This is a genomic window from Streptococcus sp. TATVAM-FAB8, assembly GCF_046592795.1.
In the GTDB taxonomy this organism is placed as follows: Bacteria; Bacillota; Bacilli; order Lactobacillales; family Streptococcaceae; genus Streptococcus; species Streptococcus ruminicola.
This window is the reverse complement of the sequence record NZ_JAWVPQ010000003.1, coordinates 58,946-82,238: the sequence shown is the minus strand read 5'-3', so window position 1 is coordinate 82,238 and position 23,293 is coordinate 58,946. Positions and strand designations below refer to the sequence as shown.

At 37.3% G+C, this 23,293-nt stretch carries 25 protein-coding genes; 19 read left to right on the top strand and 6 right to left on the bottom strand.

Translation table 11 applies throughout. The annotated features are described in order from the left end of the window. Positions 1-2 precede the first annotated feature (2 nt). Positions 3-683, top strand: coding sequence for a response regulator transcription factor (locus SFC32_RS03050; RefSeq protein ID WP_074626693.1), 681 nt, complete (start codon positions 3-5; stop codon positions 681-683). An 8-nt stretch (positions 684-691) separates the two neighbouring features. Then, entirely contained in the window at positions 692-1,918 is a 1,227-nt protein-coding gene (locus tag SFC32_RS03045) for a sensor histidine kinase (RefSeq protein ID WP_411050124.1), read from the top strand. A gap of 44 nt (positions 1,919-1,962) precedes the next feature. Here SFC32_RS03045 and SFC32_RS03040 read toward each other — a convergent pair whose 3' ends face one another. Beyond that, positions 1,963-2,808 carry an aldo/keto reductase gene (locus tag SFC32_RS03040; RefSeq protein ID WP_411050125.1) on the bottom strand — a complete coding sequence of 282 codons (846 nt, stop codon included), beginning with the start codon at positions 2,806-2,808 and terminating at the stop codon, positions 1,963-1,965. A 65-nt stretch (positions 2,809-2,873) separates the two neighbouring features. Then, positions 2,874-3,788, bottom strand: a complete 915-nt coding sequence (locus SFC32_RS03035; protein WP_074626696.1) for a LysR family transcriptional regulator — start codon at positions 3,786-3,788, stop codon at positions 2,874-2,876. A gap of 581 nt (positions 3,789-4,369) precedes the next feature. Between SFC32_RS03035 and SFC32_RS03030 the strand changes: the two genes are divergently transcribed. From SFC32_RS03030 to fni, 13 genes are all read left to right on the top strand, one after another. Then, a complete protein-coding gene (locus SFC32_RS03030; RefSeq protein WP_411050126.1) occupies positions 4,370-5,407 on the top strand; it encodes a uroporphyrinogen decarboxylase family protein in 1,038 nt (345 codons plus the stop codon). 51 nt (positions 5,408-5,458) lie between these two features. Continuing rightward, positions 5,459-6,337 carry a transporter substrate-binding domain-containing protein gene (locus tag SFC32_RS03025; RefSeq protein WP_411050127.1) on the top strand — a complete coding sequence of 293 codons (879 nt, stop codon included), beginning with the start codon at positions 5,459-5,461 and terminating at the stop codon, positions 6,335-6,337. Between the two features lie 9 nt (positions 6,338-6,346). Then, positions 6,347-7,039: an amino acid ABC transporter permease gene (locus tag SFC32_RS03020; RefSeq protein WP_411050128.1), complete on the top strand. Its 693-nt coding sequence runs from the start codon at positions 6,347-6,349 to the stop codon at positions 7,037-7,039. A gap of 10 nt (positions 7,040-7,049) precedes the next feature. Further along, a complete protein-coding gene (locus SFC32_RS03015) occupies positions 7,050-7,733 on the top strand; it encodes an amino acid ABC transporter permease (protein ID WP_411216628.1) in 684 nt (227 codons plus the stop codon). Between the two features lie 15 nt (positions 7,734-7,748). Next, positions 7,749-8,507, top strand: a complete 759-nt coding sequence (locus SFC32_RS03010; RefSeq protein WP_006531262.1) for an amino acid ABC transporter ATP-binding protein — start codon at positions 7,749-7,751, stop codon at positions 8,505-8,507. A gap of 220 nt (positions 8,508-8,727) precedes the next feature. Beyond that, positions 8,728-9,411, top strand: a complete 684-nt coding sequence (locus SFC32_RS03005) for an amino acid ABC transporter permease (protein WP_411049739.1) — start codon at positions 8,728-8,730, stop codon at positions 9,409-9,411. Beyond that, positions 9,371-10,048, top strand: a complete 678-nt coding sequence (locus SFC32_RS03000) for an amino acid ABC transporter permease (protein WP_014334857.1) — start codon at positions 9,371-9,373, stop codon at positions 10,046-10,048. The genes SFC32_RS03005 and SFC32_RS03000 overlap by 41 nt, the downstream gene beginning before the upstream one ends. A 5-nt stretch (positions 10,049-10,053) precedes the next feature. After that, positions 10,054-10,800, top strand: coding sequence for an amino acid ABC transporter ATP-binding protein (locus SFC32_RS02995; RefSeq protein ID WP_411049740.1), 747 nt, complete (start codon positions 10,054-10,056; stop codon positions 10,798-10,800). Positions 10,801-10,829: 29 nt separating this feature from the next. Continuing rightward, positions 10,830-11,705 (top strand): cysteine ABC transporter substrate-binding protein, encoded by an 876-nt coding sequence (locus SFC32_RS02990; protein ID WP_411049741.1) that lies wholly within the window; start codon positions 10,830-10,832, stop codon positions 11,703-11,705. Positions 11,706-11,871: 166 nt separating this feature from the next. Further along, complete coding sequence (gene mvk / locus SFC32_RS02985; RefSeq protein WP_411049742.1) at positions 11,872-12,750, top strand: mevalonate kinase; 879 nt, start codon at positions 11,872-11,874, stop codon at positions 12,748-12,750. Next, on the top strand, positions 12,732-13,667 hold the full coding sequence (gene mvaD / locus SFC32_RS02980; RefSeq protein WP_411049743.1) for a diphosphomevalonate decarboxylase: 936 nt from the start codon (positions 12,732-12,734) through the stop codon (positions 13,665-13,667). The genes mvk and mvaD overlap by 19 nt, the downstream gene beginning before the upstream one ends. A 1-nt stretch (position 13,668) precedes the next feature. After that, positions 13,669-14,667 carry a phosphomevalonate kinase gene (locus tag SFC32_RS02975; protein WP_411049744.1) on the top strand — a complete coding sequence of 333 codons (999 nt, stop codon included), beginning with the start codon at positions 13,669-13,671 and terminating at the stop codon, positions 14,665-14,667. Continuing rightward, complete coding sequence (gene fni / locus SFC32_RS02970) at positions 14,664-15,662, top strand: type 2 isopentenyl-diphosphate Delta-isomerase (RefSeq protein ID WP_411049745.1); 999 nt, start codon at positions 14,664-14,666, stop codon at positions 15,660-15,662. The genes SFC32_RS02975 and fni overlap by 4 nt, the downstream gene beginning before the upstream one ends. A 21-nt stretch (positions 15,663-15,683) precedes the next feature. Here the strand turns inward: fni and trhA are convergent, their stop codons facing one another. The 4 genes from trhA to SFC32_RS02950 form a co-directional block, all read right to left on the bottom strand. Continuing rightward, entirely contained in the window at positions 15,684-16,340 is a 657-nt protein-coding gene (trhA, locus tag SFC32_RS02965; RefSeq protein WP_411049746.1) for a PAQR family membrane homeostasis protein TrhA, read from the bottom strand. After that, positions 16,330-16,773 carry a DUF1836 domain-containing protein gene (locus SFC32_RS02960; protein WP_074560313.1) on the bottom strand — a complete coding sequence of 148 codons (444 nt, stop codon included), beginning with the start codon at positions 16,771-16,773 and terminating at the stop codon, positions 16,330-16,332. Before SFC32_RS02960 ends, trhA begins: the two co-directional genes overlap by 11 nt. A gap of 192 nt (positions 16,774-16,965) precedes the next feature. Next, a complete protein-coding gene (locus tag SFC32_RS02955) occupies positions 16,966-18,237 on the bottom strand; it encodes a hydroxymethylglutaryl-CoA reductase, degradative (protein WP_411049747.1) in 1,272 nt (423 codons plus the stop codon). Further along, positions 18,227-19,402, bottom strand: a complete 1,176-nt coding sequence (locus SFC32_RS02950) for a hydroxymethylglutaryl-CoA synthase (RefSeq protein WP_205399549.1) — start codon at positions 19,400-19,402, stop codon at positions 18,227-18,229. Before SFC32_RS02950 ends, SFC32_RS02955 begins: the two co-directional genes overlap by 11 nt. 330 nt (positions 19,403-19,732) lie before the next feature. Between SFC32_RS02950 and SFC32_RS02945 the strand changes: the two genes are divergently transcribed. The 4 genes from SFC32_RS02945 (at position 19,733) to yihA (ending at position 23,211) form a co-directional block, all read left to right on the top strand. Further along, entirely contained in the window at positions 19,733-20,572 is an 840-nt protein-coding gene (locus SFC32_RS02945) for a thymidylate synthase (protein ID WP_039696780.1), read from the top strand. Between the two features lie 82 nt (positions 20,573-20,654). Continuing rightward, positions 20,655-21,149 carry a dihydrofolate reductase gene (locus SFC32_RS02940; protein WP_074560308.1) on the top strand — a complete coding sequence of 165 codons (495 nt, stop codon included), beginning with the start codon at positions 20,655-20,657 and terminating at the stop codon, positions 21,147-21,149. 228 nt (positions 21,150-21,377) lie between these two features. Further along, positions 21,378-22,607 carry an ATP-dependent Clp protease ATP-binding subunit ClpX gene (gene clpX, locus SFC32_RS02935; protein ID WP_074560306.1) on the top strand — a complete coding sequence of 410 codons (1,230 nt, stop codon included), beginning with the start codon at positions 21,378-21,380 and terminating at the stop codon, positions 22,605-22,607. Positions 22,608-22,617: 10 nt separating this feature from the next. Continuing rightward, on the top strand, positions 22,618-23,211 hold the full coding sequence (yihA, locus tag SFC32_RS02930; protein WP_074560304.1) for a ribosome biogenesis GTP-binding protein YihA/YsxC: 594 nt from the start codon (positions 22,618-22,620) through the stop codon (positions 23,209-23,211). Positions 23,212-23,293 lie beyond the last annotated feature (82 nt).

Sequence of the window (23,293 nt, the reverse complement as noted above, 5' to 3'; positions counted from 1 at the left end):
TTATGAAAGTACTTATAGCAGAAGATGAAGTTCAGATGAACCGCGTGTTGACAACCGCTCTTACACATGAAGGGTATGAGGTTGATTCGGTTTTTGATGGACAAGCAGCTGTTGATAAAGCTAAAGAAAACGCCTATGATGTTATGGTCATGGACATTATGATGCCAAGAAAAACAGGGATTCAAGCTGTGCAAGAAATTCGTCAAACCGGTAATCAATCTCACATTATCATGCTAACAGCCATGGCTGAAATTGATGACCGTGTGACAGGGCTTGATGCAGGAGCGGATGATTATCTTACTAAACCATTTTCGCTAAAAGAATTGCTTGCGCGCCTTCGCTCGATGTCACGTCGAGTGGATACCAACTTTACATCGAATATTTTAAAACTGGGAAGCGTTACTCTAAATGTTGGTGAGCAAGAACTAGCTAGTCAAAATACCATCCGCTTAGCAGGAAAAGAAGCTAAGATGCTTGAGTTTTTTATGTTAAATCCTGGCAAGAAACTCTCAACGGAGCAGCTTTTCAATCACGTCTGGGCAAATGATAAAGACGATCCTGATATTGATGAAGGTTATGTTTTTATTTACGTTTCCTATCTTCGTCAAAAACTTCAATCTGTTGGAGCCAATCTTGTGATTGAAGGAGAAGACATGGGTGATTATGAATTGAAAGAATTATAGGTGGCGCTATGTTTCGTAAACTTCGTCTACGTTTTATTGCTATTGCCTCTTTAGCGATTCTAATTGTGCTGTTTTCTGTTGTTGGGGTTTTGAATTCAGCTCGTCATGTTCAAACTGTTGATGAGATTAATAAAATCTTGACTCTCCTTTCTGATAATGGGGGAAGTTTTCCTAGCATTTCAAAAACGACTAGTGAGTTAGGAGATACGGTTTCAGTTGATACTCTTTTTCAATACCGCTATTTTAGCGCTAAAATGGACCACGACGGCAATATCATCTCCTTAAATTCTAGTAATATTTCTGATTTGACGGACCAAGAAGTCAAAGAATTTTTGGAAAGAATCAATCATTCTAAGGATACGAGAGGAGATTTTTCTTACCACCACCACACTTATTCTTACATGGTAGCTGAGACTAGTCGTCGTAGCGATTTAATCGTGGTACTAGATTCGACTAATCAATTTAGAGATAATATGGCTTTGGTGCATTTGTCGATTTGGATGTCAGGGGTTAGTTTTATTTTCTTTGTTTTAGTGATTTCAATTGTGTCTGGTAAGGTGATTAAGCCATTTATTCGCAATTATGAGCGGCAACGTCGTTTTATCACCAATGCAGGGCATGAATTGAAGACGCCTCTTGCTATCATTTCAGCTAACAATGAACTGGTTGAGTTGATGAATGGTGAGTCAGAGTGGACTAAAAGCACTAATGATCAAGTGGAACGAATGACTGGTTTGATTAATAGCTTAGTTGCCATGGCACGCTTGGAAGAACAGCCTGAGTTGGTCCTTACTAATGTGAATTTTTCAGATATTGCTAGAGATGCTGCCGAAGACTTTAAAGGGCCAGTTATCAAGGATGGCAAAGAATTCGTTATGGATATTCAGCCAAATATTCATGTTAAGGCTGAAGAAAAATCGTTGTTTGAACTTGTCACACTTTTGGTTGATAATGCCAATAAATATTGTGATCCAGCTGGCAAGGTTTCGGTGACTCTTAGCAAGAACAGATTGTCAAAAGCTAAACTTGAAATTTCTAATACCTACACCAAAGGAAAAGACGTTGATTATACGAAATTCTTTGAGCGTTTTTACCGAGAAGATGAATCGCATAACAACAAGACTTCGGGTTATGGCATTGGTTTATCAATGGCACAAACCATGGTCAAACTTTTCAAGGGCAATATCTCTGTAAATTATAAAGACGATACCATCACATTTGTGGTTAGTTTGTAAATAATGACAAACAAAAAGGCAGCAAATCTTGCTGCCTTAATTTTTTATGCTTTATAACCTGAAAGTCGTTTGACTTGTTCGATGCTTTCATTTGGTCCATAGTTGTTTGGGAAACGGTCGAGTTTTGCGATGGTATCAAGGTCATTTTGGCTGAGTTCAAAATCAAAAACGTTAAAGTTTTGTCTGATACGATCTAGGTGAACAGATTTTGGAATGGTCAAAATATCATTTTGAATTTGCCAGCGAAGAATGACTTGAGCAACGGTTTTACCATATTTTTCAGCAATGCTATTTAAGGTAACATCCTTGAAAATATCATCCTTTCCTTGGTTGAATGGACTCCAAGCTTGTGTTGCTATACCAAATTCTGCATTAGCCTTGCGAAGTAAGTTTTGTTGTTTGTAAGGATGAAGTTCAATCTGGTTGAGGGCTGGAACAATTTCAGTATTTAAGGCAAAATCAGCGATGCGTCCAGTTGAGAAATTGGAAACACCGATTGCTCGAATGAGACCTTCTTTATAAAGGTCAGTCATAGCACGCCAAGCGCCATAAGTATCACCGTATGGTTGGTGAATGAGATAGAGGTCAAGGTAATCAGTACCAAGTTTTTTAAGACTTTCTTCAAAAGCTTTTTTGGTTTCGTCATAGCCAAGCTGATTAATCCAAGCTTTCGTAGTGATGAAAATCTCTTCTCGTTTGGTACCTGAAGCTTTAATGGCATTGCCGACAGCCTCTTCATTACGATAAAGCGCAGCTGTGTCAATCAGGCGATAGCCCACTTCAAGGGCGTTTTCCACGGCTTTTTGACATTCATCTTGGTCAAACATTTGCCAAACACCAAAGCCAAGTTTGGGGATTTGAACACCGTTGTTTAAGGTTTTAAATTCCATAAGCGTCCTCCTTTTTTCTTTATTCTAGCATAAAAGGCTTACAAGCTTAAAAGATAAGACTTGAACTAGAAAAGTTGACTCTTGTCTGAGAATTCTTCTAAGCTGAGTTTGATTTCATTGATGAAACTTGCTCCGATCTCAGAGAGTTTTTTCTTACGATTGGTCACATAACCTAGTGTGTGTTTAGGACTATTTTGCAAAGGTATGAGAACAATCTGGTCTTTGACAAAACTATTAACAATGCCAAGACCTGAAGCGTAAGCGTCTGTTGCACAGAGTAAATTCATGACAGTTCCACGGTCATTACTGTAGAGAATGCGTTGTTGATCATGAATATCAAGAGCATCTTCATCAAAATTCAGTCCAGACTGTTCTTGACGAAAGCGTATTTGATTATAGCCTTTTAAGTCTGTTTCTGAAATGACAGATTTGTGAGCCAATGGATGGTCACGGCGTAAAAAGACACGCGTTGGAAATTCGCCAAGCGAGGTAAATTCCAAATCATGATATTGCAAAGCTGATGTTAAAATGTGTTCATTCTCATCATCTAGGTAAATAATCCCAAGGTCAGCTTCAAAAGAAGCGACACTGTCCAAGATTTTTTTAGTGGTCGTTTCAATGGTTTGGAATTCCTGATAATCCTGCTTGAATTCTTGGGCGACTTTAGCAAGAGGAATCGAGAGAAAATCATAGTGGTGTGAGGCAACCGTAAAGCTTTTTTTGAATTCGTCATGATAGCGTTGCTGCAGCAAATCCAATTCACCAATGATACGCTTAGCATATTTCAAAAAATCATGACCGTCTTCGGTTAAACGAGCTCCTGTATTAGAGCGCGTGAAGAGTTGAACACCTAATTCATTTTCTAAATCTTTAATTGAGCAAGACAAGTTGGGCTGAGTCATGTATAATTCCTTAGCAGCTTGGCTAAATGAGCCTACACGAGCGACGACTTCGACATAACGACATTGTTGGAAATTCATAAAACATCATCCCTTCTTGTAATAATTGTTACTTATTATAGATGAAAAAGATTAAAAAATCAGCAAAATTCTGATAAGAATATCTAAAGCCTTGATAAAAAAATCCTATAGCGGGTGATAAATGACCTTAATCATTACTTGATTTTATGGCTAGCGATAAAAAGAATAGATTTTTCTAAAGTAGCATAAGCTGTTACAATAAGCTTAGAAAGCTACTCGGAGGTGACGTGTCAATGCTCTTAACAGAAAAGCACTTAAGAAATAGCTCAATTGCTGTTACAATTATTCTTGTCATATCTCTTCTTATTTTTTTAAAATTTTCTTCCTTCAAAGCCTATCAAACTAATAAAGAATCATCTCAAATTCGAAAGGAAGACATTGTTCGCATTAATAGTCTAAAGAGTTTGACACATTTACCTTATGAGTAAAAAGAAAGCTGAGAAAAGTTTCTTAGCTTTCTTTTTTTAACTTTTTGGTATCATAACTCATTTTTATGGCTGAGCATAAATAAAATAGATTTTTCAAGACTTTTAAAGCGTGATAGTATAATTGCCATACCAAATGAAAAGGAGATTACGCTAATGACAACAAAGAGAGAATGGGTTTTAAAAGCATTTAAAAATGAAACAGTTGACAAAGTTCCAGTCGGATTTTGGTATCATTTCACAAGTGATGATGAACGAAGCGATGGTTTCAATCCTGTTATCTTTAATAAAAACATTGCAGGACACCAAAAATTTATTTCAGACGTCAATCCTGATTTTGTAAAAATCATGAGCGATGGTTTCTTCACTTATCCAAATGATTTCATTCGTGAAGGGATTACCTCAATTAGAGACCTTGAGGGGATTAAGTCTATTGGCGAAAATCATCCTTGGATTAATAAACAAGTTGAACTGGCTAAAAAGATTCGTGAGGATTTTCCTGAAGACATTGCTTCTTTTTATAATATCTTTGCTCCAGCGACTTATCTTAAATGGCATTTGGCTGGTAAAGGTGGCAACGGTGATCACATTATTGAAGATTTCATCAAAGAAGATGCTGAATTGACAAAACAAGTTTTGGATGTGATTGCTTTTGATATCGGACTTTTGACAAAACGATTGATTGAAGAAGCTGGGGTTGATGGCATTTATCTCAGTGTTCAGAATTTGCAAGATTCACGTTTGAGTCATGACGAATATGATCATGTGATTAAACCGAGTGAACTCCATATTTTGCATCGTGCTATTTCAGCAGGTGGAACAAACATTCTTCATATCTGCGGTTATGAAGGAGCAACCAATGATATTTCTTACTATACAGATTATCCAGCAGATGTCATTAACTGGGCGGTTGAATTGGAAGGTGTTAGTCTAGCAAAAGGGCGTCAGCTATTTGGTGGCAAAACTGTTCTTGGTGGTTTTAACAATACAGAGTCGGGTCTTTTGTATAAAGGTAGTAAAGAAGCTATTCAAGCAAGAGTCAGAGAATTGCTTGATGAAACTGGACGTCAAGGCGTGGTTATCGGAGCTGATTGCACAGTTCCAAGTGATATTGCATCAGAGCGCATTGCTTGGGTTAAAGAAGCTGTAGCTACTTACGATGAAGTGGTCCTCAAAGAAGCTGTCGGATTTTAAAAGTTTTTAGGAATTAGGGAAAAGTTTTAGGTAAAAAAAGGAGTGGGTTATATGAGCAAGAAAAAATGGATTATTTCAGGTGGAGTTGTTTTAGCGATTGTGGCAGCTACAGTTGTGGGACGTCAATTAACAGGTAAGACATCAGCAAGTGCAGACTGTTCACAATCAAGTTCTGATAAAGTGACGACCTTACAAGTCGCTCACACGCAAAACTATGTCCCTTATGACTTTGTTAATGATAAAGGGGAAAGTGATGGATTTGAAGTTGCGGTCTTAAAAGCCGTAGATGATAAATTAAAAAATTATAAATTTGAATACACTGGGACAAGTGATGAAGATTTGTTAATCGGACTTGAATCTGGCAAGTACGACATCGGAGTCAAAGGGGCTTGGTACACTGAAGAACGCGCCCAAAAATTTGTTATTCCTGACCAAGCTATCGGAGCTAGTGTGATTGGCTTTGCTGTTCGAAAAGCTGACGAAAACAAATATAAAAATATTGATTCCTTTGCTAAAGCAGGCGGTAAATTAGTTCCAATCTCACCACAAAACGCACAGTATAATGTTATTCAAGAATACAACAAAAAAGCTAAGCACCCGATTGAACTCAAAGAATCTGAAAGTTTCTCAGTTGCTGATGCATATGCTTGGGTTCTTGAAGGTCGTTACGATGCTTACTTCTCAATTAAATTGTCATTTGAAGAAGCCGTCCAAAAAGAAGACGGTGCTTATCATCAATACGCTGACCAATTGACATGGTTCCCATATAAGGGAATTGAAACTTACCCATTGATTCATAAAAATGATACTAATAAAGCATTTGCAAAAGAATACGATAAAGCCATCAAGGAATTGCAAAAAGATGGCACAATTGCTAAACTTTCAGAAAAATACTTTGGAGAAGATGTCTTTAGTTATGTAACAGATTAGGAGGTAGCTATGGTTTCTTATGAACCGTCTCGTGTAATAAGAGTAATTCCAGATATTTTATCAGCTCTACCTCTTACCTTATGGGTCTTGGCATTAACTGTTTTGTTAGGAAGTTTATTAGGATTTTTACTAGCTTGGGCACAGGTATCAGCTGAGCATGGCTATTCATCATTTGCTAGAGGTTATGTGTTTACCTTAAGATGTACCCCACCAATTGTTCTTATCTTCCTTGTTTTTTATGGTTTACCTCGTTTTTTAGAATGGTGGTTAGGGATTGATGTAAATGGCTGGTCTCGTTCGATATTTGTGATTTTAGCAATGACTTTGCTCTTTGCGGCAAGTATTTCAGAAGTCTTTAAATCTTCGTATTTAGCCTTGCCAAAAGGACAACTAGAAGCTGGTCTTAGTATTGGTTTAAGTGAGCCGCAGACCTTTGTTCGAATTCTTTTGCCACAAGCTTTCAGAATTGCTCTTCCTAACATCACTAGTGCGGTGATTAATTTATTAAAAGATATTGCCCTTGCCTATACGATTGGTTTGGTGGATTTGATGGGTGAAGGCAACCTCATCATTTCTAGAAATATGGGCAATTATTCATTAGAAACTTACACAGCGGTTGCCGTTATTTATTGGATTTTAGCACTGATATTATCTGTAGTGACTCATATTGTCGAAAATCAATTGGAAACAAAAGGGGGCTAAGGAGGAGATTATGGATTTTTCTTATATTGTTGAAACATTTGTTAAAGCCCTTGCTGGTATTCCAGTGACGCTAGGCATTATGGTGGTTTCCATTTTGTTGAGCTTTGTCCCGGCTCTTTTCTTGGCAATTGGTCGTATCTATAAGGTAAAAGGTGTAACTACTTTTTCAGTGATATACCTTGCTTTTATCCGCTCTACGCCAGCTATTTTATTAATTTTATTCTTTTATAGTTTATTTCCTAGTTTATTAAACCAATTTTTAAAAGCTCTTGGCATCAATATTTTTGAGTTAAATCCGATTTATTATGCCTATGTTATCTTTGGACTTATGACAACTGGGAGTCTTTCAGAAATTATTCGCTCTGCAATTTTGACGGTTAATAAGGGGCAGTTAGAGGCGGCTCTTGCGATTGGTTTGACGGCAAAGCAGGCTTATCTGAGAATTGTCTTTCCCCAAGCCATCCGTCAGGCATTGCCAAATCTCTGTAATTTGGTGATTAATCTTGTCAAAGGTACCTCTCTTGTTTTTGTGATGACAGTGAAAGATATTACAGCGATTGCGAAAGTGGAGGCTGCTTATGGTTATCATTATTTTGAATCTTATTTTGTTATTTTCATTATCTACATTGTTATATGTGGAGTGATTCAGTACATCTTTAAATTTCTGGAAAAACAAAGCCAACTGGTGGGATAATGTGAGGAGAAATTTATGCTAACAGTTAAAAATATTGAGAAATCTTTTGGAGAAAAGAAAGTTTTAGATGGGATTAGTTTGACGGTTAATCAAGGAGATGTTGTCGTTATTTTGGGACCATCGGGATCAGGAAAAACAACCTTTTTAAGGTCATTAAATTACCTAGAACATGCTGATTCGGGTGAATTAGAACTGGATGGAAAGACTTATGATTTAGCTAAAATCAACCGCAAAGATGTGCTAGAGATTCGTAAAAAGACTGCTTTTGTTTTTCAAAATTATAATCTATTTGCTAATAAAACAGCGCTTGAAAATATTTTAGAAGGCTTAGTGATTGCCAGAAAAGTTCCAAAGGAAAAGGCAATTCCTATTGCTGAAAATGCCCTAAAAAAAGTAGGACTTCTTGATAAAAGAGATTATTATCCAAGTCAGTTATCAGGTGGTCAGCAGCAACGTATCGGAATTGCGCGTGCAATTGCTGTTAAGCCAGAAGTGATTTTGTTTGACGAGCCGACATCAGCCCTTGACCCTGAATTAATCGGTGACGTTCTTGATGTCATGAAAGAATTGGCGCAAGAAGGAGTGACCATGGTTGTCGTGACGCATGAAATGAGTTTTGCGCGTGATGTTGCTACCCATGTTATCTTTATGGAAGGTGGGCATATCATAGAAGAAGGTGACCCGAAAGAATTCTTTACACGACCAAAAGAAGAACGCACAAAACAATTTTTGACACGAATTATTCCAGAATTAAATATTGACCCAGTGATATAGATGGCTCTTATGAGATTATTGAAAAAGAAGAAGTAAAAATCTATGTTATGACTGGTTTTATCAACTGAACTAACTACCTAAAAAAAAGGAGGCTGATACATTTCAGCTTCTTTTTAAGTGTTGTGCTATAAAAAATACTTATGTCACAGCATAAAATATTTAGAGTACACGACTATAGAAGAATTCTTTATAATACCTTTATAACGTTTGGAGGGATATTATGTTAGATTGGGGCTTTGTTTATGAGAATATTCCCTTGTATCAACAAGCTTTGGTGCTTACGATTCGTTTGGCTCTATTTGGCATCTTGGGAGCGATTATTTTAGGCTTTTTCATTAGTTTGATTAAGTACTACAATGTAGCTATTTTAAGTCAAATTTGCCAGATTTATATTGAATTGTCTCGTAACACGCCACTTTTGATACAGCTTTATTTTCTCTATTATGGCTTGCCTAAAGTTGGAGTGGTTTTACCATCGGAGCTTTGTGCGATTGTTGGTCTAATTTTTTTAGGTGGCTCTTACATGGCAGAGTCATTTCGTTCAGGGTTGGAAGCGGTGTCCAAAAGACAGTATGAAGTTGGTTTGAGCATCGGATTATCACATCTTCAGAATGTTTTTTATGTCATCCTTCCTCAAGCAATCGCAGTTGCACTTCCGTCGTTGGTTGCTAATATCATCTTTCTTGTCAAAGAGACGTCTGTCTTTTCAATTGTTGCACTTGCTGATTTGATGTACATTGCTAAGGATTTGATTGGACTGTATTATGAGACCGATGAGGCGTTGTTAATGTTGGTAGTTGCTTACTTGATTATTCTTTTACCGATTTCACTATTGGCAAGGATACTAGAAAGGAGGTTGCATCATGCAGGTTTCAGGACTACAGGTGCTGTTTCAGGGAAATAATCTTTTGCGACTCCTTAAAGGACTGTTAGTTACGATTAATATTTCCCTAGTGTCCATTCTTATTTCAGTGGTTTTAGGATTCTTGTTTGGTTTTATAATGATTTCACGCTTTAGAGTGATTCGCTTTATTTCACAAATCTATCTAGAATTTATTCGAATCATGCCACAATTAGTCTTGCTCTTTCTTGTTTATTTTGGTTTAGCTAGAACTTTTAATCTCAATTTATCTGGTGAAGTAGCAGCACTTATTGTCTTTTCAATGTGGGGAACAGCTGAGATGGGAGATCTTGTTCGCGGAGCGTTGACATCACTACCAAAACACCAAATTGAAAGTGGTCTTGCTCTGGGATTAAACAATCGACAGTTATTCATTTACGTTGTTATGCCACAAATTTTACGACAATTATTACCCCAAGCGGTTAACCTAATGACACGAATGATTAAAACAACGTCATTAATTGTTTTGATTGGTGTTGTCGAAGTGGTAAAAGTTGGTCAAGAGATTATTGAAGCTAATCGTTTGACGGTACCTAGCACCGCAATTTGGATTTATGGCTTAATCTTTATGATGTATTTTGCTGTTTGTTTTCCAATCTCGAGATTGTCAGTTTATTTAGAAAAACGTTGGAAGGAGTGAATCATTTGGCAACAATTTTAGAACTTAAAGATATTGAAAAATCTTATGGCGAGCAAAAGATTCTCAATCAAGTTTCGTTTTCCGTTGAAGAGGGTGAAGTTTTAGTCATTCTAGGTCCGTCAGGTTGTGGAAAATTAACATTACTTCGTTGTATCAATGGCTTGGAACCAATTCAAGCAGGAAGAGTTGAACTTGAAGGCAAGGAAATTTTAAAAGAGTCTAAAAATCTTCCTCTTGTTCGCCAAAAAATTGGTATGGTATTTCAATCCTACGACCTTTTCCCACACTTAACAGTTCTAAAAAATCTTTTATTAGCACCAGTAAAGGTTCAAAAAAGGTCAGTAGAGGAAGTGAAGGGCGAGGCATTAAAACTACTTAAGCGAGTTGGTTTAGAAGGAAAAGAAAATAGTTATCCTCACGAGTTATCTGGCGGTCAGATGCAAAGGGTTGCTATTGTGAGAAGTTTACTTTTACATCCTGAAGTGCTTCTATTTGATGAAGTTACAGCGTCACTTGACCCTGAAATGGTTAGAGAAGTTTTAGAGTTGATTGGGGAACTTGCACATGAAGGTAGGACAATGATTATTGTGACGCATGAGCTACAGTTTGCAAAAGCGATAGCAGATCGTGTGATTTTTCTTGAAAAGGGACAAATTGTAGAAGAAAGTGATGCGAGATTATTTTTCAGGCAACCAAAAACTCAACGTGCGCGTGATTTCTTGAATGTCTTTGATTTTTCTACAGTTGGTTAAATAGGTAATAAAATTTTAAGGAGTTATATATGAAAATTGTAAAACGTTTTTTAGCGATTGTTAGTCTTTTATTAATTGTTTTTGCTGCAGGATGCTCAACTTCAAAATCCTCAACAACTAAAAATTCATCTTCAGCTACGTCAACAGCCAAAGCTCGCTCTCTTGATGCAATCAAGAAGAGCGGTACCATTAAAATTGGAGTTTTCTCAGATAAAAAACCGTTTGGTTATGTTGATGACAAAGGAAAATACCAAGGATATGATGTTTATTTTGCAAACCGTTTAGCAAAAGATTTGGGAGTTAAAGTTAAATATGTTTCAGTGGACCCAGCAAGTCGTGTTGAGTATTTGACATCAGCTAAAGTAGATATTATTCTTGCCAACTTTACAGTGACTGATGAACGTGCAAAACAAGTTGATTTTGCTTTGCCATACATGAAAGTAGCGTTAGGTGTCGTATCGCCAAGTAATCAATTAATTTCTGACGTTGATGCTTTAGAAGGAAAAACTTTGATCGTTGGCAAAGGAACGACAGCTGAAACATACTTTGAAAAACATTATCCAAAAGTAAATCTTTTAAAATTTGATCAGTACAGCGAAGCATATCAAGCACTGTTAGATGGTCGAGGTGACGCGCTATCAACTGACAATACAGAAGTTTTAGCATGGGCTTTGGAAAATAAAGGTTACGAAGTTGGCATTACAAGTTTGGGAGATACTGACACTATTGCGCCAGCAGTCCAAAAAGGAAACACTGAACTTCTTGATTGGATTAATGATGAGATTAAAACATTAGGAAAAGAAGACTTCTTCCACAAAGATTATGACAAAACCCTTGCCCCAGTTTACGGCGATGCCGCTAAAGCAGATGATTTAGTTGTTGAAGGTGGAAAAGTTGACAAATAAATCTTTTAAGATAGCATTGTGAAACTGATAAAGTCTGAGAGCCTAACATCTCGGACTTTTTACTATGCCTTTAAATTTTAAACCCCAACATTTTTTAGTAAAAGTCGCTTTTTTTTGCTATTGATGATAAAATGGAGTGTAGACTAAAAAAATATAAGAGAAGAAAATGACTAAGAAAATTGGCGTCGGAAAGGCGCATAGTAAGATTATTTGGATGGGTGAACATTCAGTTGTTTACGGTTATCCTGCCATTGCTATTCCACTTCAAGGAATTGAGGTTGAATGCCGTATCTATCCAGCTGATGAAAAGATTCACTTCGATTATTATGACACATTATCAACGGCTGTTTACGCAGCACTAGAGTATTTGAATCACACAGATGTTTCCATTACTTATGCTATTCGTTCAGAAATTCCGCAAAAACGTGGTATGGGATCATCAGCTGCTGTTTCAATTGCAGCTATTCGTGCTGTCTTTGATTATTTTGAGCAAAGCATTGACATGGATACTCTTGAAATTTTGGTAAATAAAGCAGAAATCATTGCCCACTCAAACCCAAGTGGTCTGGATGCTAAGACATGTTTGAGTGACAAGGCAATTACCTTTATTCGAAATATTGGTTTTAACACACTTGACCTAGACTTGGATGCTTATCTTGTTATCGCAGATACGGGTATTTATGGCAATACGCGTGAAGCTGTCGAAAAAGTTGCCCAAGCAGAAGAAAAAAACTTACCACATTTGGCTGCTTTAGGTGATTTGACTGAGCAAGTCCAAAAGGCAATTACAGAAAAAGCTATTCAAAAAATTGGCCCATTGATGACCAAAGCTCACGCTGAACTTCAAGCAATTGGCGTTAGCATTGAAAAAGCTGACCAATTAGTTGAGATTTCTTTGGAAAATGGTGCCCTTGGTGCCAAAATGAGTGGTGGAGGTCTTGGAGGATGTATTATTGCCCTTACTGAGACCAAAGCTCAAGCAGAAAAAATTAGTAAAGCATTAACAGAAGGAGGAGCGGTTCAAACGTGGATCGAAAAATTGTAACGGTAAAATCATATGCCAATATCGCTATTATCAAATACTGGGGGAAAGCTGACGCAGCTAAAATGATTCCAGCAACCAGCAGTATTTCATTGACACTGGAAAATATGTTTACCACAACAAGTGTTTCCTTTCTGCCAGATTCAGCCAGCCACGATGAATTTTACATCAATGGTGTTTTACAAGATGATAAAGAACACGCTAAAATTTCTGCCATCATTGATCAATACCGTGGGCAGCGTTCAGAATATGTCAAGGTTGAAACAAGCAACAACATGCCAACAGCTGCAGGACTTTCATCAAGTTCAAGTGGTCTGTCTGCCCTTGTTAAAGCGTGTAATGAACTCTTTGAAACTGGTTTAAATCAAGCAGAACTGGCTCAAAAAGCAAAATTTGCTTCAGGTTCCTCATCGCGTTCATTCTTTGGACCACTTGCTGCTTGGGACAAAGATTCTGGTGAAGTTTACCCTGTTCAAACAGACCTCAAGCTTGCTATGATTATGCTTGTCTTGAGTGATAGTAAGAAACCAATTTCTAGCCGTGAAGGTATGAAACGTTGTGTTGAAACGTCAACAACTTTTGCGGATTGGGTGAAACAATCTGAGCAAGATTACAAAGATATGCTAGGTTATCTTAAAAATAACGACTTTGAACGTGTTGGTGAGTTAACTGAACGCAACGCACTTGCAATGCATGACACAAACACACATGCAAATCCACCATTTAATTACCTAACAGAGAAAAGTTATAAGGCAATGGACTTCGTTAAACAATTGCGTTCAGAAGGTGAAAAATGTTATTTCACTATGGATGCTGGACCAAATGTCAAAGTTCTTTGTTTAGAAGAAGATTTGGAACGCTTAACAAAACGCTTTGAAGAAAACTATCGTGTCATCGTTTCACGAACTAAGGAATTGTAAGATGAAAATGATTAAGGTTCAAACTGGTGGAAAGTTGTATATAGCTGGTGAGTACGCGATACTGACACCAGGTCAAACAGCCATTATCAAAAATATTCCTATCCACATGACTGCTGTGGTTAAAGAAGCAAAGGATATCAGTCTTTTTTCAGATATGTTTGATTATGCAGTTGGGATGACGACAGATAGCAAGTATGCACTGATTCAGCAAACAATCGTAACTTTATTTGATTATCTTGGCAAGTCTATTGAAGAAATGCCAGCCTTTTCTCTTGAAATCACTGGAAAAATGGAGCGAGATGGTAAGAAATTTGGTATTGGTTCAAGCGGGTCAGTTACTGTTTTAACCCTAAAAGCTTTATCAGCTTTTTATGAGTTGAACTTGTCAGCTGATCTTCTTTTTAAATTGGCGTCTTACACACTTTTAAAACTTGGTGACAATGGTTCGATGGGGGATATTGCTTGTATTGCATACGATGATTTGGTTGCTTTTACCTCTTTTGACCGCAAGCAAGTAGCAAAATGGATTGAAAAGGAATCAATTCAAGAAGTACTTAATAAAGACTGGGGTTATCAAATTGAAGTTATCACACCAGCTTTGCCATGTGAGTTTTTGGTCGGATGGACGATGCAGCCTTCTATTTCAAAAGACATGATTAATCTGGTTAAATCTGCCATTTCACAAGAATTTTTAGCAGCAACTGAAAAAGAGGTTCAAATTTGTAAACAAGCGCTGCAAACTGGTGACAAAGAAAGTGTCAAAAAGGCACTTCAAAATGTGAGCGATTTGTTGCTAGGCTTAAGCTCAGCTATTTACAACGACAAACTTTTAGCCTTAAAAGCTGCCGAAGATGGTCTAGATGTGATTGCTAAATCATCAGGCTCAGGTGGAGGCGATTGTGGTATTGCAATATCATTTAGCCCTAATGATAGTAAAGAACTCATCAAACGTTGGCAAGAAGCTGGTATTGAGCTACTAGATTTGGAGGAATTAGCATGATGAACCGTAAAGATGAGCATATCAAGTATGCACTAAAGTATCAATCACCGTATAACTCTTTTGATGATATGGAGTTGATTCATCGTTCACTTCCTGATTATGATTTGAGCGAGATTGATTTGCATACGCATTTTGCGGGACGTGATTTTGACTTTCCGTTTTACATCAATGCTATGACAGGTGGCTCAGAAAAAGCAAAAGCCGTCAATCGTAAGCTTGCTCAAGTAGCACAAGCGACTGGTTTAGTCATGGTAACTGGGTCATATAGTGCTGCGCTGAAAAATCCAGGTGATGATTCTTATCCAAGTAAGGCAGATTATCCAGATTTGTTGTTAGCGACAAATATTGGGATTGATAAATCCTATGAGCTTGGATTACAAACTATTGAAGAAATGCAGCCAATTTTCTTGCAGGTGCATGTGAATCTAATGCAAGAGCTTTTGATGCCAGAAGGAGAGCGTGAATTCCGCTCTTGGAAACAAAATCTAGTTGATTACGCGACAAAAATGCCTGTTCCAGTTATCCTGAAAGAAGTCGGTTTTGGTATGGATTTAAAAACCATTGAGATGGCTTATGACTTAGGTATTAAAACCTTTGATATTTCAGGCCGTGGTGGAACAAGTTTTGCCTACATTGAAAATCAACGTGGTGATAATCGCTCTTATCTAAATGATTGGGGCCAAACAACCGTGCAAAGTCTTTTGAATGCCCAATCAATGGTTGATAAAGTTGAAATCTTAGCTTCAGGCGGTGTTCGTCATCCGCTTGATATGGTCAAATGTTTGGTACTTGGTGCTAAAGCAGTTGGCCTTTCACGAAAGGTCTTAGAATTGGTTGAAAAATACCCAGTTAACAAAGTTATCGATATCATTAACGGGTGGAAAGATGATTTGTGTCTTATCATGTGCGCTCTTAATTGCAAAACCATTGAAGATTTAAAAGATGTCGATTACCTTTTATATGGAAAATTACAAGAAGCAACAAAAAAACACTGACTTTAATCAGTGTTTTTTTTATTACAACATGAAATACACGATTGCGATGTATTGTAAGATAGATGCAAGCAGGATGAACAAATGCCAAATCATGTGGTCATAAGGACGTTTTCTAGCGTAGAAAATCGCACCAATTGTGTAAGCTAAACCACCAGCCAGCATCAAACTCCAAAAGACAACACCAGTTTTACTAATAATACTTGGAATGATAAAGACAACTAACCAACCCATTAGCAAATAAAGAAAGAGTGAGAATTTATCATTGATTTTTTTAGCAAAAATCTTGTAAAGAATGCCAAAAATGGTTGCTCCCCACTGCAAGATAATGATTAAGTAACCTAACCAGCCACCAACAAGTGAAAGAGCAACTGGTGTGTAAGAACCAGCAATAGCAATATAAATCATACTATGGTCAATAATACGTAGAACAAATTTTTGTGGTGAGTCATATTGCATTGAATGGTAGATTGTTGATGACATGAACATCAAAAACAGGCTAATGTCAAAAATTGACATCCCAACAGCAGCCTGCATGCCATAGTGGTGATAACTGTAAATAGCCGTAATCGGCGAGAGTACCAGCATTGCAACAGCACCGACAGCGTGAGTGACACTATTTGCAACCTCTTCACCAAAAGAAAGACGTTTACTAAGTTTTAAAGTCATGCTAGCTTTCATGGGATTCTCCTTCTAATGCGTGAACCAATTCATGGGTTTGAAAATACAATTTTAACGTTTGACAAGCTGAGACGACCACAGGAGGTAAATTATCAACTTTTTCACCATTCATACAAGCAACAAAGTCATCGTAGCGTTTTTGTGACTGGTCTTCAGCGGTCAAGAGTGCTAAAGTTTGGCTGATTTCTTGGATAGAAAAAACATTTTTCAATGCTGTAATAACAATCAATCTAGCCACTTGCTTACGATTGTATTTCTTTTTAACAGGTTTTTCTAAGTGACCATGTTTGACATAATTATTTATCATAGAAGCTGTCAAGCCTTTTTCATCCTGTTGATTGGCTTTTCCAACTTGATTAACGTAAAGAAGTACTTGATCTAAGTACAAATCAATCTCTGGTAATTCAGACCATTTTGGATAATTTGGTTTCATAAAGTTATATCCACCTCTTCATCTAGTATCGATAACTAGATTATATAATTATCAAAAATTAAAGTCAAGGAAAAAAACTGTCCAGTGGACAGTTTTTTCACGAGACTAAAAATAAGAAAGCGAGTTAGGTCCAGTGGACAGTTTTTTCATGAGCCTGAAAATTAAAGTGTGAGTTAGGTCCGACGAACTGGCTTAATCTCTTAAATTAACGAGGATATGTTGCGCAGTCTCAAGATTCATATGTGCTGCATCCAGTAGAACCTTGACCACTTCAGAGACTTCTTTATCCTTGGCACCAGCAAGGAGTGCAAGTGATTTAGCTTGTAATTTCATGTGACCAGCTTGAATGCCAGTTGAAGTCAAAGCTTTAATAGCAGCAAAGTTCTGTGCTAAACCAACAGAAACGATGATACGTGCCAACTGTTTGGCATCAGGGTGACCAAGAAGGTCGTGCGCAATTTTAACCGTTGGATTCAGTCCGATTGAGCCACCACGAGTTGCGATTGGCATTGGAAGAGTCAATTGACCGCGGAGAACTTGAGCTTCTTCATCAAATATCCAAGTTGTTAGACCGCGGTATTGACCATCTTTACAAGCGTAAGTGTTAGCACCAGCTTCGATAGCGCGCCAGTCATTTCCAGTTGCCATAACGACTGCATCAATACCGTTGAAAATGCCTTTGTTGTGCGTGCTTGCACGGTAAACATCCTCTTGGGCTAATTTACTAGCTAAGTGGAATTTTCTAGCTAACTCTTGAGCTTCTTCTTTGTTACGGCTGAGATATCGAAGGTCAACTTGACAGTCAGCGGTAACAAGAGATTCTGTTGCATAGTTTGACAAAATGGCCATCAAACTTTTACCGCCTGATAACTCTTCTAAGCTTGGCACCAAAGCTTCCATCATAGTATTAACCATGTTAGCGCCCATAGCTTCTTGAGTATCAACCGTTAGGTAAACAATCAAAAAGTCATCTTTTTCATCGATGCTCAATTCGCGTGCACCACCTCCACGTTTAACGATAGAAGGGTGCGCATCATTTGCTAGGCTAATTAATTGTTCTGTGTGTTCAACAATGGCTTTTTTAGCAGCACTTTTATTTGGAACGTCGTAAAGGGCAACTTGCCCAATCATTTTACGAGAGTGAACTTGAGTTTTGAAACCTCCAGAACGTTTGATGATTTTAGCTGCAAAGCTTGCAGCAGCAACCACAGAAGGTTCTTCGGTTACCATTGGAACATTGAAAGTTTTATCATCGATTTGAAAATCTGGCGCTAGTGAAAATGGAAGTGAAAAAGTTCCTAAGACATTTTCGGCCATTTGATTAGCAGTTTCTAGTGAGAGAAGCTTATTGTTTTTTAAGCTTTCTAAGCGTTCTGCGCTAATGAGTTCATTTTTTTCCAGATGTTCAAGGCGTTCAGCCAACGTTTTTTTGGAGAATCCTCCCCAAGTCACTTTATTTGTCATTTACTTTACCATAGATTCTTTGATGTTCATGAATTTCTTTGAGAGCAAATGCACCTGTTTTGTATTCAGGGATATTTGCGTTTCCTTCTGAATCGATAGCAGCTTCCTCAAAGAATAATTTTTCGTAGTCTTCAACAGAAAGACGAATGCGGTTTTTAAGCGTTTCTAAACGGTTAGTTTGTAGCATGTCTTTAAAACCATCAACCAAAGTTGCTGAGAAGATTTCTGCGACAGCACCGCTACCATAGCTGAAGAGGGCAATTTTGTCTCCAGCTACAAGATTTTTAGAATTCTCAAGAAGTGAAAGAAGACCTAAGTATAGTGAACCAGTGTAGATATTTCCGACTTCTTTACTGTAGAGAATAGTGCTTTCAAAGTTTTCCTTGAGTTTTTCTTTAAAGTCTTCTGGAAGATTCTTATCCATCACTTTGTTAAAGCCTTTAAGGGCTAACTTAGGAAATGGAAGGTGGAAGCAGAAGGCTGAGAAATCTGCAAGAGAAGTGTTGAAGCGTTTTTGAAATTCTGCCCAAGTCGTTTTCAACATGTCAAGGTATTGTTTTGTAGAGTAAATACCGTTGACGTAAGGGGTAGTAGAGTAGTTCGGACGCCAGAAATCCATAATATCGCGCGTTTGGGCAACTGAGTTGTCATTAAGTAGCAAGATTCGTGGGTCTTTTGAAATCAACATAGCAACACTACCAGCACCTTGAGTAGGTTCACCAGGGGTGTTAACACCATAGCGAGCAACATCTGAAGCGATAACTAAAACTTTTGATTCTGGGTGTTTTTGAACGTGCAAACGAGCGTAATCAAGCGCTGCTGTTGCACCATAACAAGCTTCTTTCATTTCAATGCTACGAGCAAAAGGTTGGATGCCCAAGAGACTGTGAATATAAGTAGAAGCAGCTTTACTTTGGTCAACAGATGATTCTGTTGCCACAATAATCATATCAATAGTATTTTTATCTTCCTCGCTTAGAATACTTTCTGCCGCAGAAGCACCAAGTGTCACAATATCGTCATTGACTGGTGTGATACTTAGATTATTTAATAGGAGACCTTTGCTGTATTTATCTGGATCAACATTGCGGCTCTCGGCCAAGTCGTCCATATTCAGCACGTATTGCGCTGTTGCAAATCCTATTTTATCAATACCAATTTTCATGAAAAAACCTTTCTCTTTATTGAATTTCCAATAAATGTTAGGGACTTTATCTTCATTCGTACTTGCCTAACAAGTTTTTAAAAAGTGGGGAAAACCTCTTAAATAGGAAATTCTTTTTTATTAAATTTACGGCGTGACGAATAATTGTCCATTCATAATTCTACCACAAAGTATACAAAATGCCCTATAAAAAATTCGTTTGTTTTATCCTTCAAAGTAATAGCAAATTCAGCCAAATTCGTTAAAAATACTAGCTTTTTTAGTGTTTTTCAGATAAAATAGGAAGGAATGATTTTTTTAAATCAATAAAATCAAAGGAGAATGGATAGCATGACTAAAGCAGATGTTATTTTTAAAGAAAATATCAAGAAAATTATGAATGAAGGGGTATTTTCAGAGAATGCACGTCCTGTTTACCAAAGTGGTGGGCAAGCAAATTCAAAATATGTAACAGGTGCTTTTGCGGAATATGACCTTAGTAAGGGTGAGTTCCCAATTACAACACTTCGTCCTATTCCTATTAAAAGTGCTATCCGAGAAATCTTTTGGATTTATCAAGATCAAACCAATGATCTTTCAGTTTTAAATGATAAATACAATGTCAAATACTGGAATGATTGGGAAGTTGATGGCACTGGTACAATCGGCGAACGCTATGGTGCAGTTGTTAAAAAACACGATATTATTCGTAAAATCTTAAAACAACTCGAAGAAAACCCATGGAATCGTCGCAATGTTATCTCACTTTGGGATTACGAAGCTTTTGAAAATACAGACGGTCTTTTGCCATGTGCTTTCCAAACTATGTATGATGTGCGTCGCGTTGACGGTGACATTTACCTTGATGCTACCCTAACCCAACGTTCAAATGATATGTTGGTCTCTCATCACATTAATGCCATGCAATACGTGGCCCTTCAAATGATGATTGCCAAACATTTCGGATGGAAAGTTGGTAAATTCTTCTATTTTGTAAATAACCTTCATATTTATGACAATCAATTTGAGCAAGCAGAAGAACTATTGCGACGTCAACCAACAGACTGTCAACCGCGTTTGGTTTTGAATGTGCCTGATGGAACAGATTTCTTTGATATTAAACCAGAAGATTTTGAATTAGTTGATTACGAACCCGTTAAACCGCAATTGAAATTTGATTTGGCTATTTAATCTTTTTCAGTGGCTTTCGTATCGCATCTCAGCATTTTTATAGGAAATCTGATAAAATGAAAGTAATGAATGAGAGGACAATATGACAAAGAAAATCGTTGCAATCTGGGCGGAAGATGAAAATCGCTTAATCGGGGTAGATGATAGATTACCTTGGCGTCTCCCAAAAGAATTAAAGCATTTTAAAGAAACAACGATGGGTCAAGCCCTTTTAATGGGACGTGTAACCTTTGATGGGATGAAACGTCGCATTTTACCAGGTCGCGAAACTTTGATTTTGACACGTGATAAAAACTTTGAAGCCGATGGTGTGACAGTTGTTCATGATGTAGAACAAGTCCTTGATTGGTTTAAAACTCACGACAAAACCCTTTATATCGTTGGTGGGGCAAGTATCTATAAAACTTTTTTGCCATACTGTGATGCTATCGTTAAGACAACGGTTCATGGTGAATTTGAAGGTGATACTTATTTCCCAGATCTTGATTTAAAAGCCTTTAAAAAGGTTTCAGAGTCATTTAACGAAAAAGATGACAAAAACGCCTACGATTTTACGATTACAGTTTTTGAAAAATAAAAATAACACAGGGAGAAAGGAATGCAGAGAAGTATTTTTGGTGTGTTCACGGCTCTACTAGCAGTTATCTGTTTTTTGTGTGCTCTCCCAGCACTTAGAAAAAAACGTTATGGGTTAGCTGTCCTTTTGTTTTTGAATGCCTTTACTAATGTAGTAAATACCATTCATGCCGTGTATGGTACCTTGTTTTAATAAATAGAGAAAGTATAAAGTTAGAGAGAACGAAAAATGGTTGGAAATCGAACAAATGATGTAAAAGTTTATTGCTCATTTTGTGGAAAAAGCCAAGACGAAGTAAAAAAAATCATTGCCGGAAATAACGTATTTATCTGTAATGAATGTGTGGCTTTATCCCAAGAGATTATTAAAGAGGAGTTAGCAGAAGAAGTTCTCGCAGATTTGGCTGAAGTTCCAAAACCAAAAGAATTATTAGCAACCCTCGATGAATATGTTGTCGGTCAAGAACGCGCTAAACGTGCCCTCGCAGTGGCTGTATATAACCACTACAAACGTGTTTCTTTTGCCGAAAGTCGTGATGAAGAAGATGTTGAATTACAAAAATCTAACATCCTATTAATCGGACCAACTGGTTCAGGGAAAACATTCCTTGCCCAAACTTTGGCGAAAAGTTTAAACGTTCCATTTGCGATTGCTGACGCGACATCATTGACAGAAGCAGGATATGTTGGTGAAGATGTTGAAAACATTCTTTTAAAATTAATTCAAGCGGCTGATTTTAATATTGAACGTGCAGAACGTGGTATCATCTACGTGGATGAAATTGATAAAATTGCCAAAAAAGGCGAAAATGTTTCAATCACTCGTGACGTTTCAGGTGAAGGTGTTCAACAAGCCCTTCTTAAAATCATTGAAGGAACAGTTGCTAGCGTGCCACCACAAGGTGGTCGTAAACACCCTAACCAAGAAATGATTCAAATCAATACTAAGAATATCCTTTTCATCGTTGGTGGTGCCTTTGACGGTATTGAAGATATTGTTAAACAACGTCTCGGTGAAAAAGTTATTGGTTTTGGTCAAAACAACCGCAAGATCGATGAAGACGCTTCTTACATGCAAGAAATCATCTCAGAGGATATTCAAAAATTTGGTTTGATTCCTGAATTTATCGGACGCTTGCCAGTCGTTGCTGCGCTTGAACAATTGACAACAGATGATTTGGTGCGTATCTTGACAGAACCTCGTAATGCTTTGGTTAAACAATACCAAACACTTCTATCATATGATGGTGTTGAGTTGGAATTTGATGAAGACGCCCTTCAAGCTATTGCTAATAAGGCTATCGAACGTAAGACAGGTGCACGTGGACTTCGTTCAATCATTGAAGAAACAATGATGGATATCATGTTTGAAATTCCAAGTCGTGAAGAAGTCACTAAAGTCCGTATCACAAAAGATGCTGTTGAAGGCAAAGATAAACCAATTTTAGAGATTGCCTAAGGAGGAGAGAATGACTGAGTATTTAAATACCCATAATGCCTCACTTCTGTTAAGTGCAGCTAATAAATCACATTACCCACAAGATGAGCTCCCTGAAGTTGCTCTTGCTGGTCGTTCAAATGTTGGTAAATCTAGTTTTATTAACACTCTTTTAGGACGTAAGAATTTGGCTCGTACTTCTAGTAAGCCTGGTAAAACACAATTATTGAATTTCTATAACATCGATGACAAGTTACGTTTTGTCGATGTTCCAGGATATGGTTATGCTAAAGTATCTAAAGCTGAACGTGCTAAATGGGGCAAAATGATTGAAGAATACCTTGTTAGCCGTGATAATTTGCGTGCGGTGGTTAGTTTGGTAGATTTTCGTCATGACCCAAGTGCTGATGACATTCAGATGTATGAATTCTTGAAGTATTATGAAATTCCAGTTATCGTGGTAGCAACAAAAGCTGATAAAATTCCACGTGGTAAATGGAACAAGCATGAATCAGCTATCAAGAAAAAATTGAATTTTGATAAATCTGATAAGTTTGTTGTCTTCTCATCAGTCGACCGTACTGGTTTGGATGAAGCGTGGGATAGCATTTTAGAAGAATTGTAATAATAAAAGCTTGAGATGAAAATTTCAGGCTTTTTTCATTGTTATAGTTTTTAACTAAGTGCTTGATAGTTAAAGTCTATTA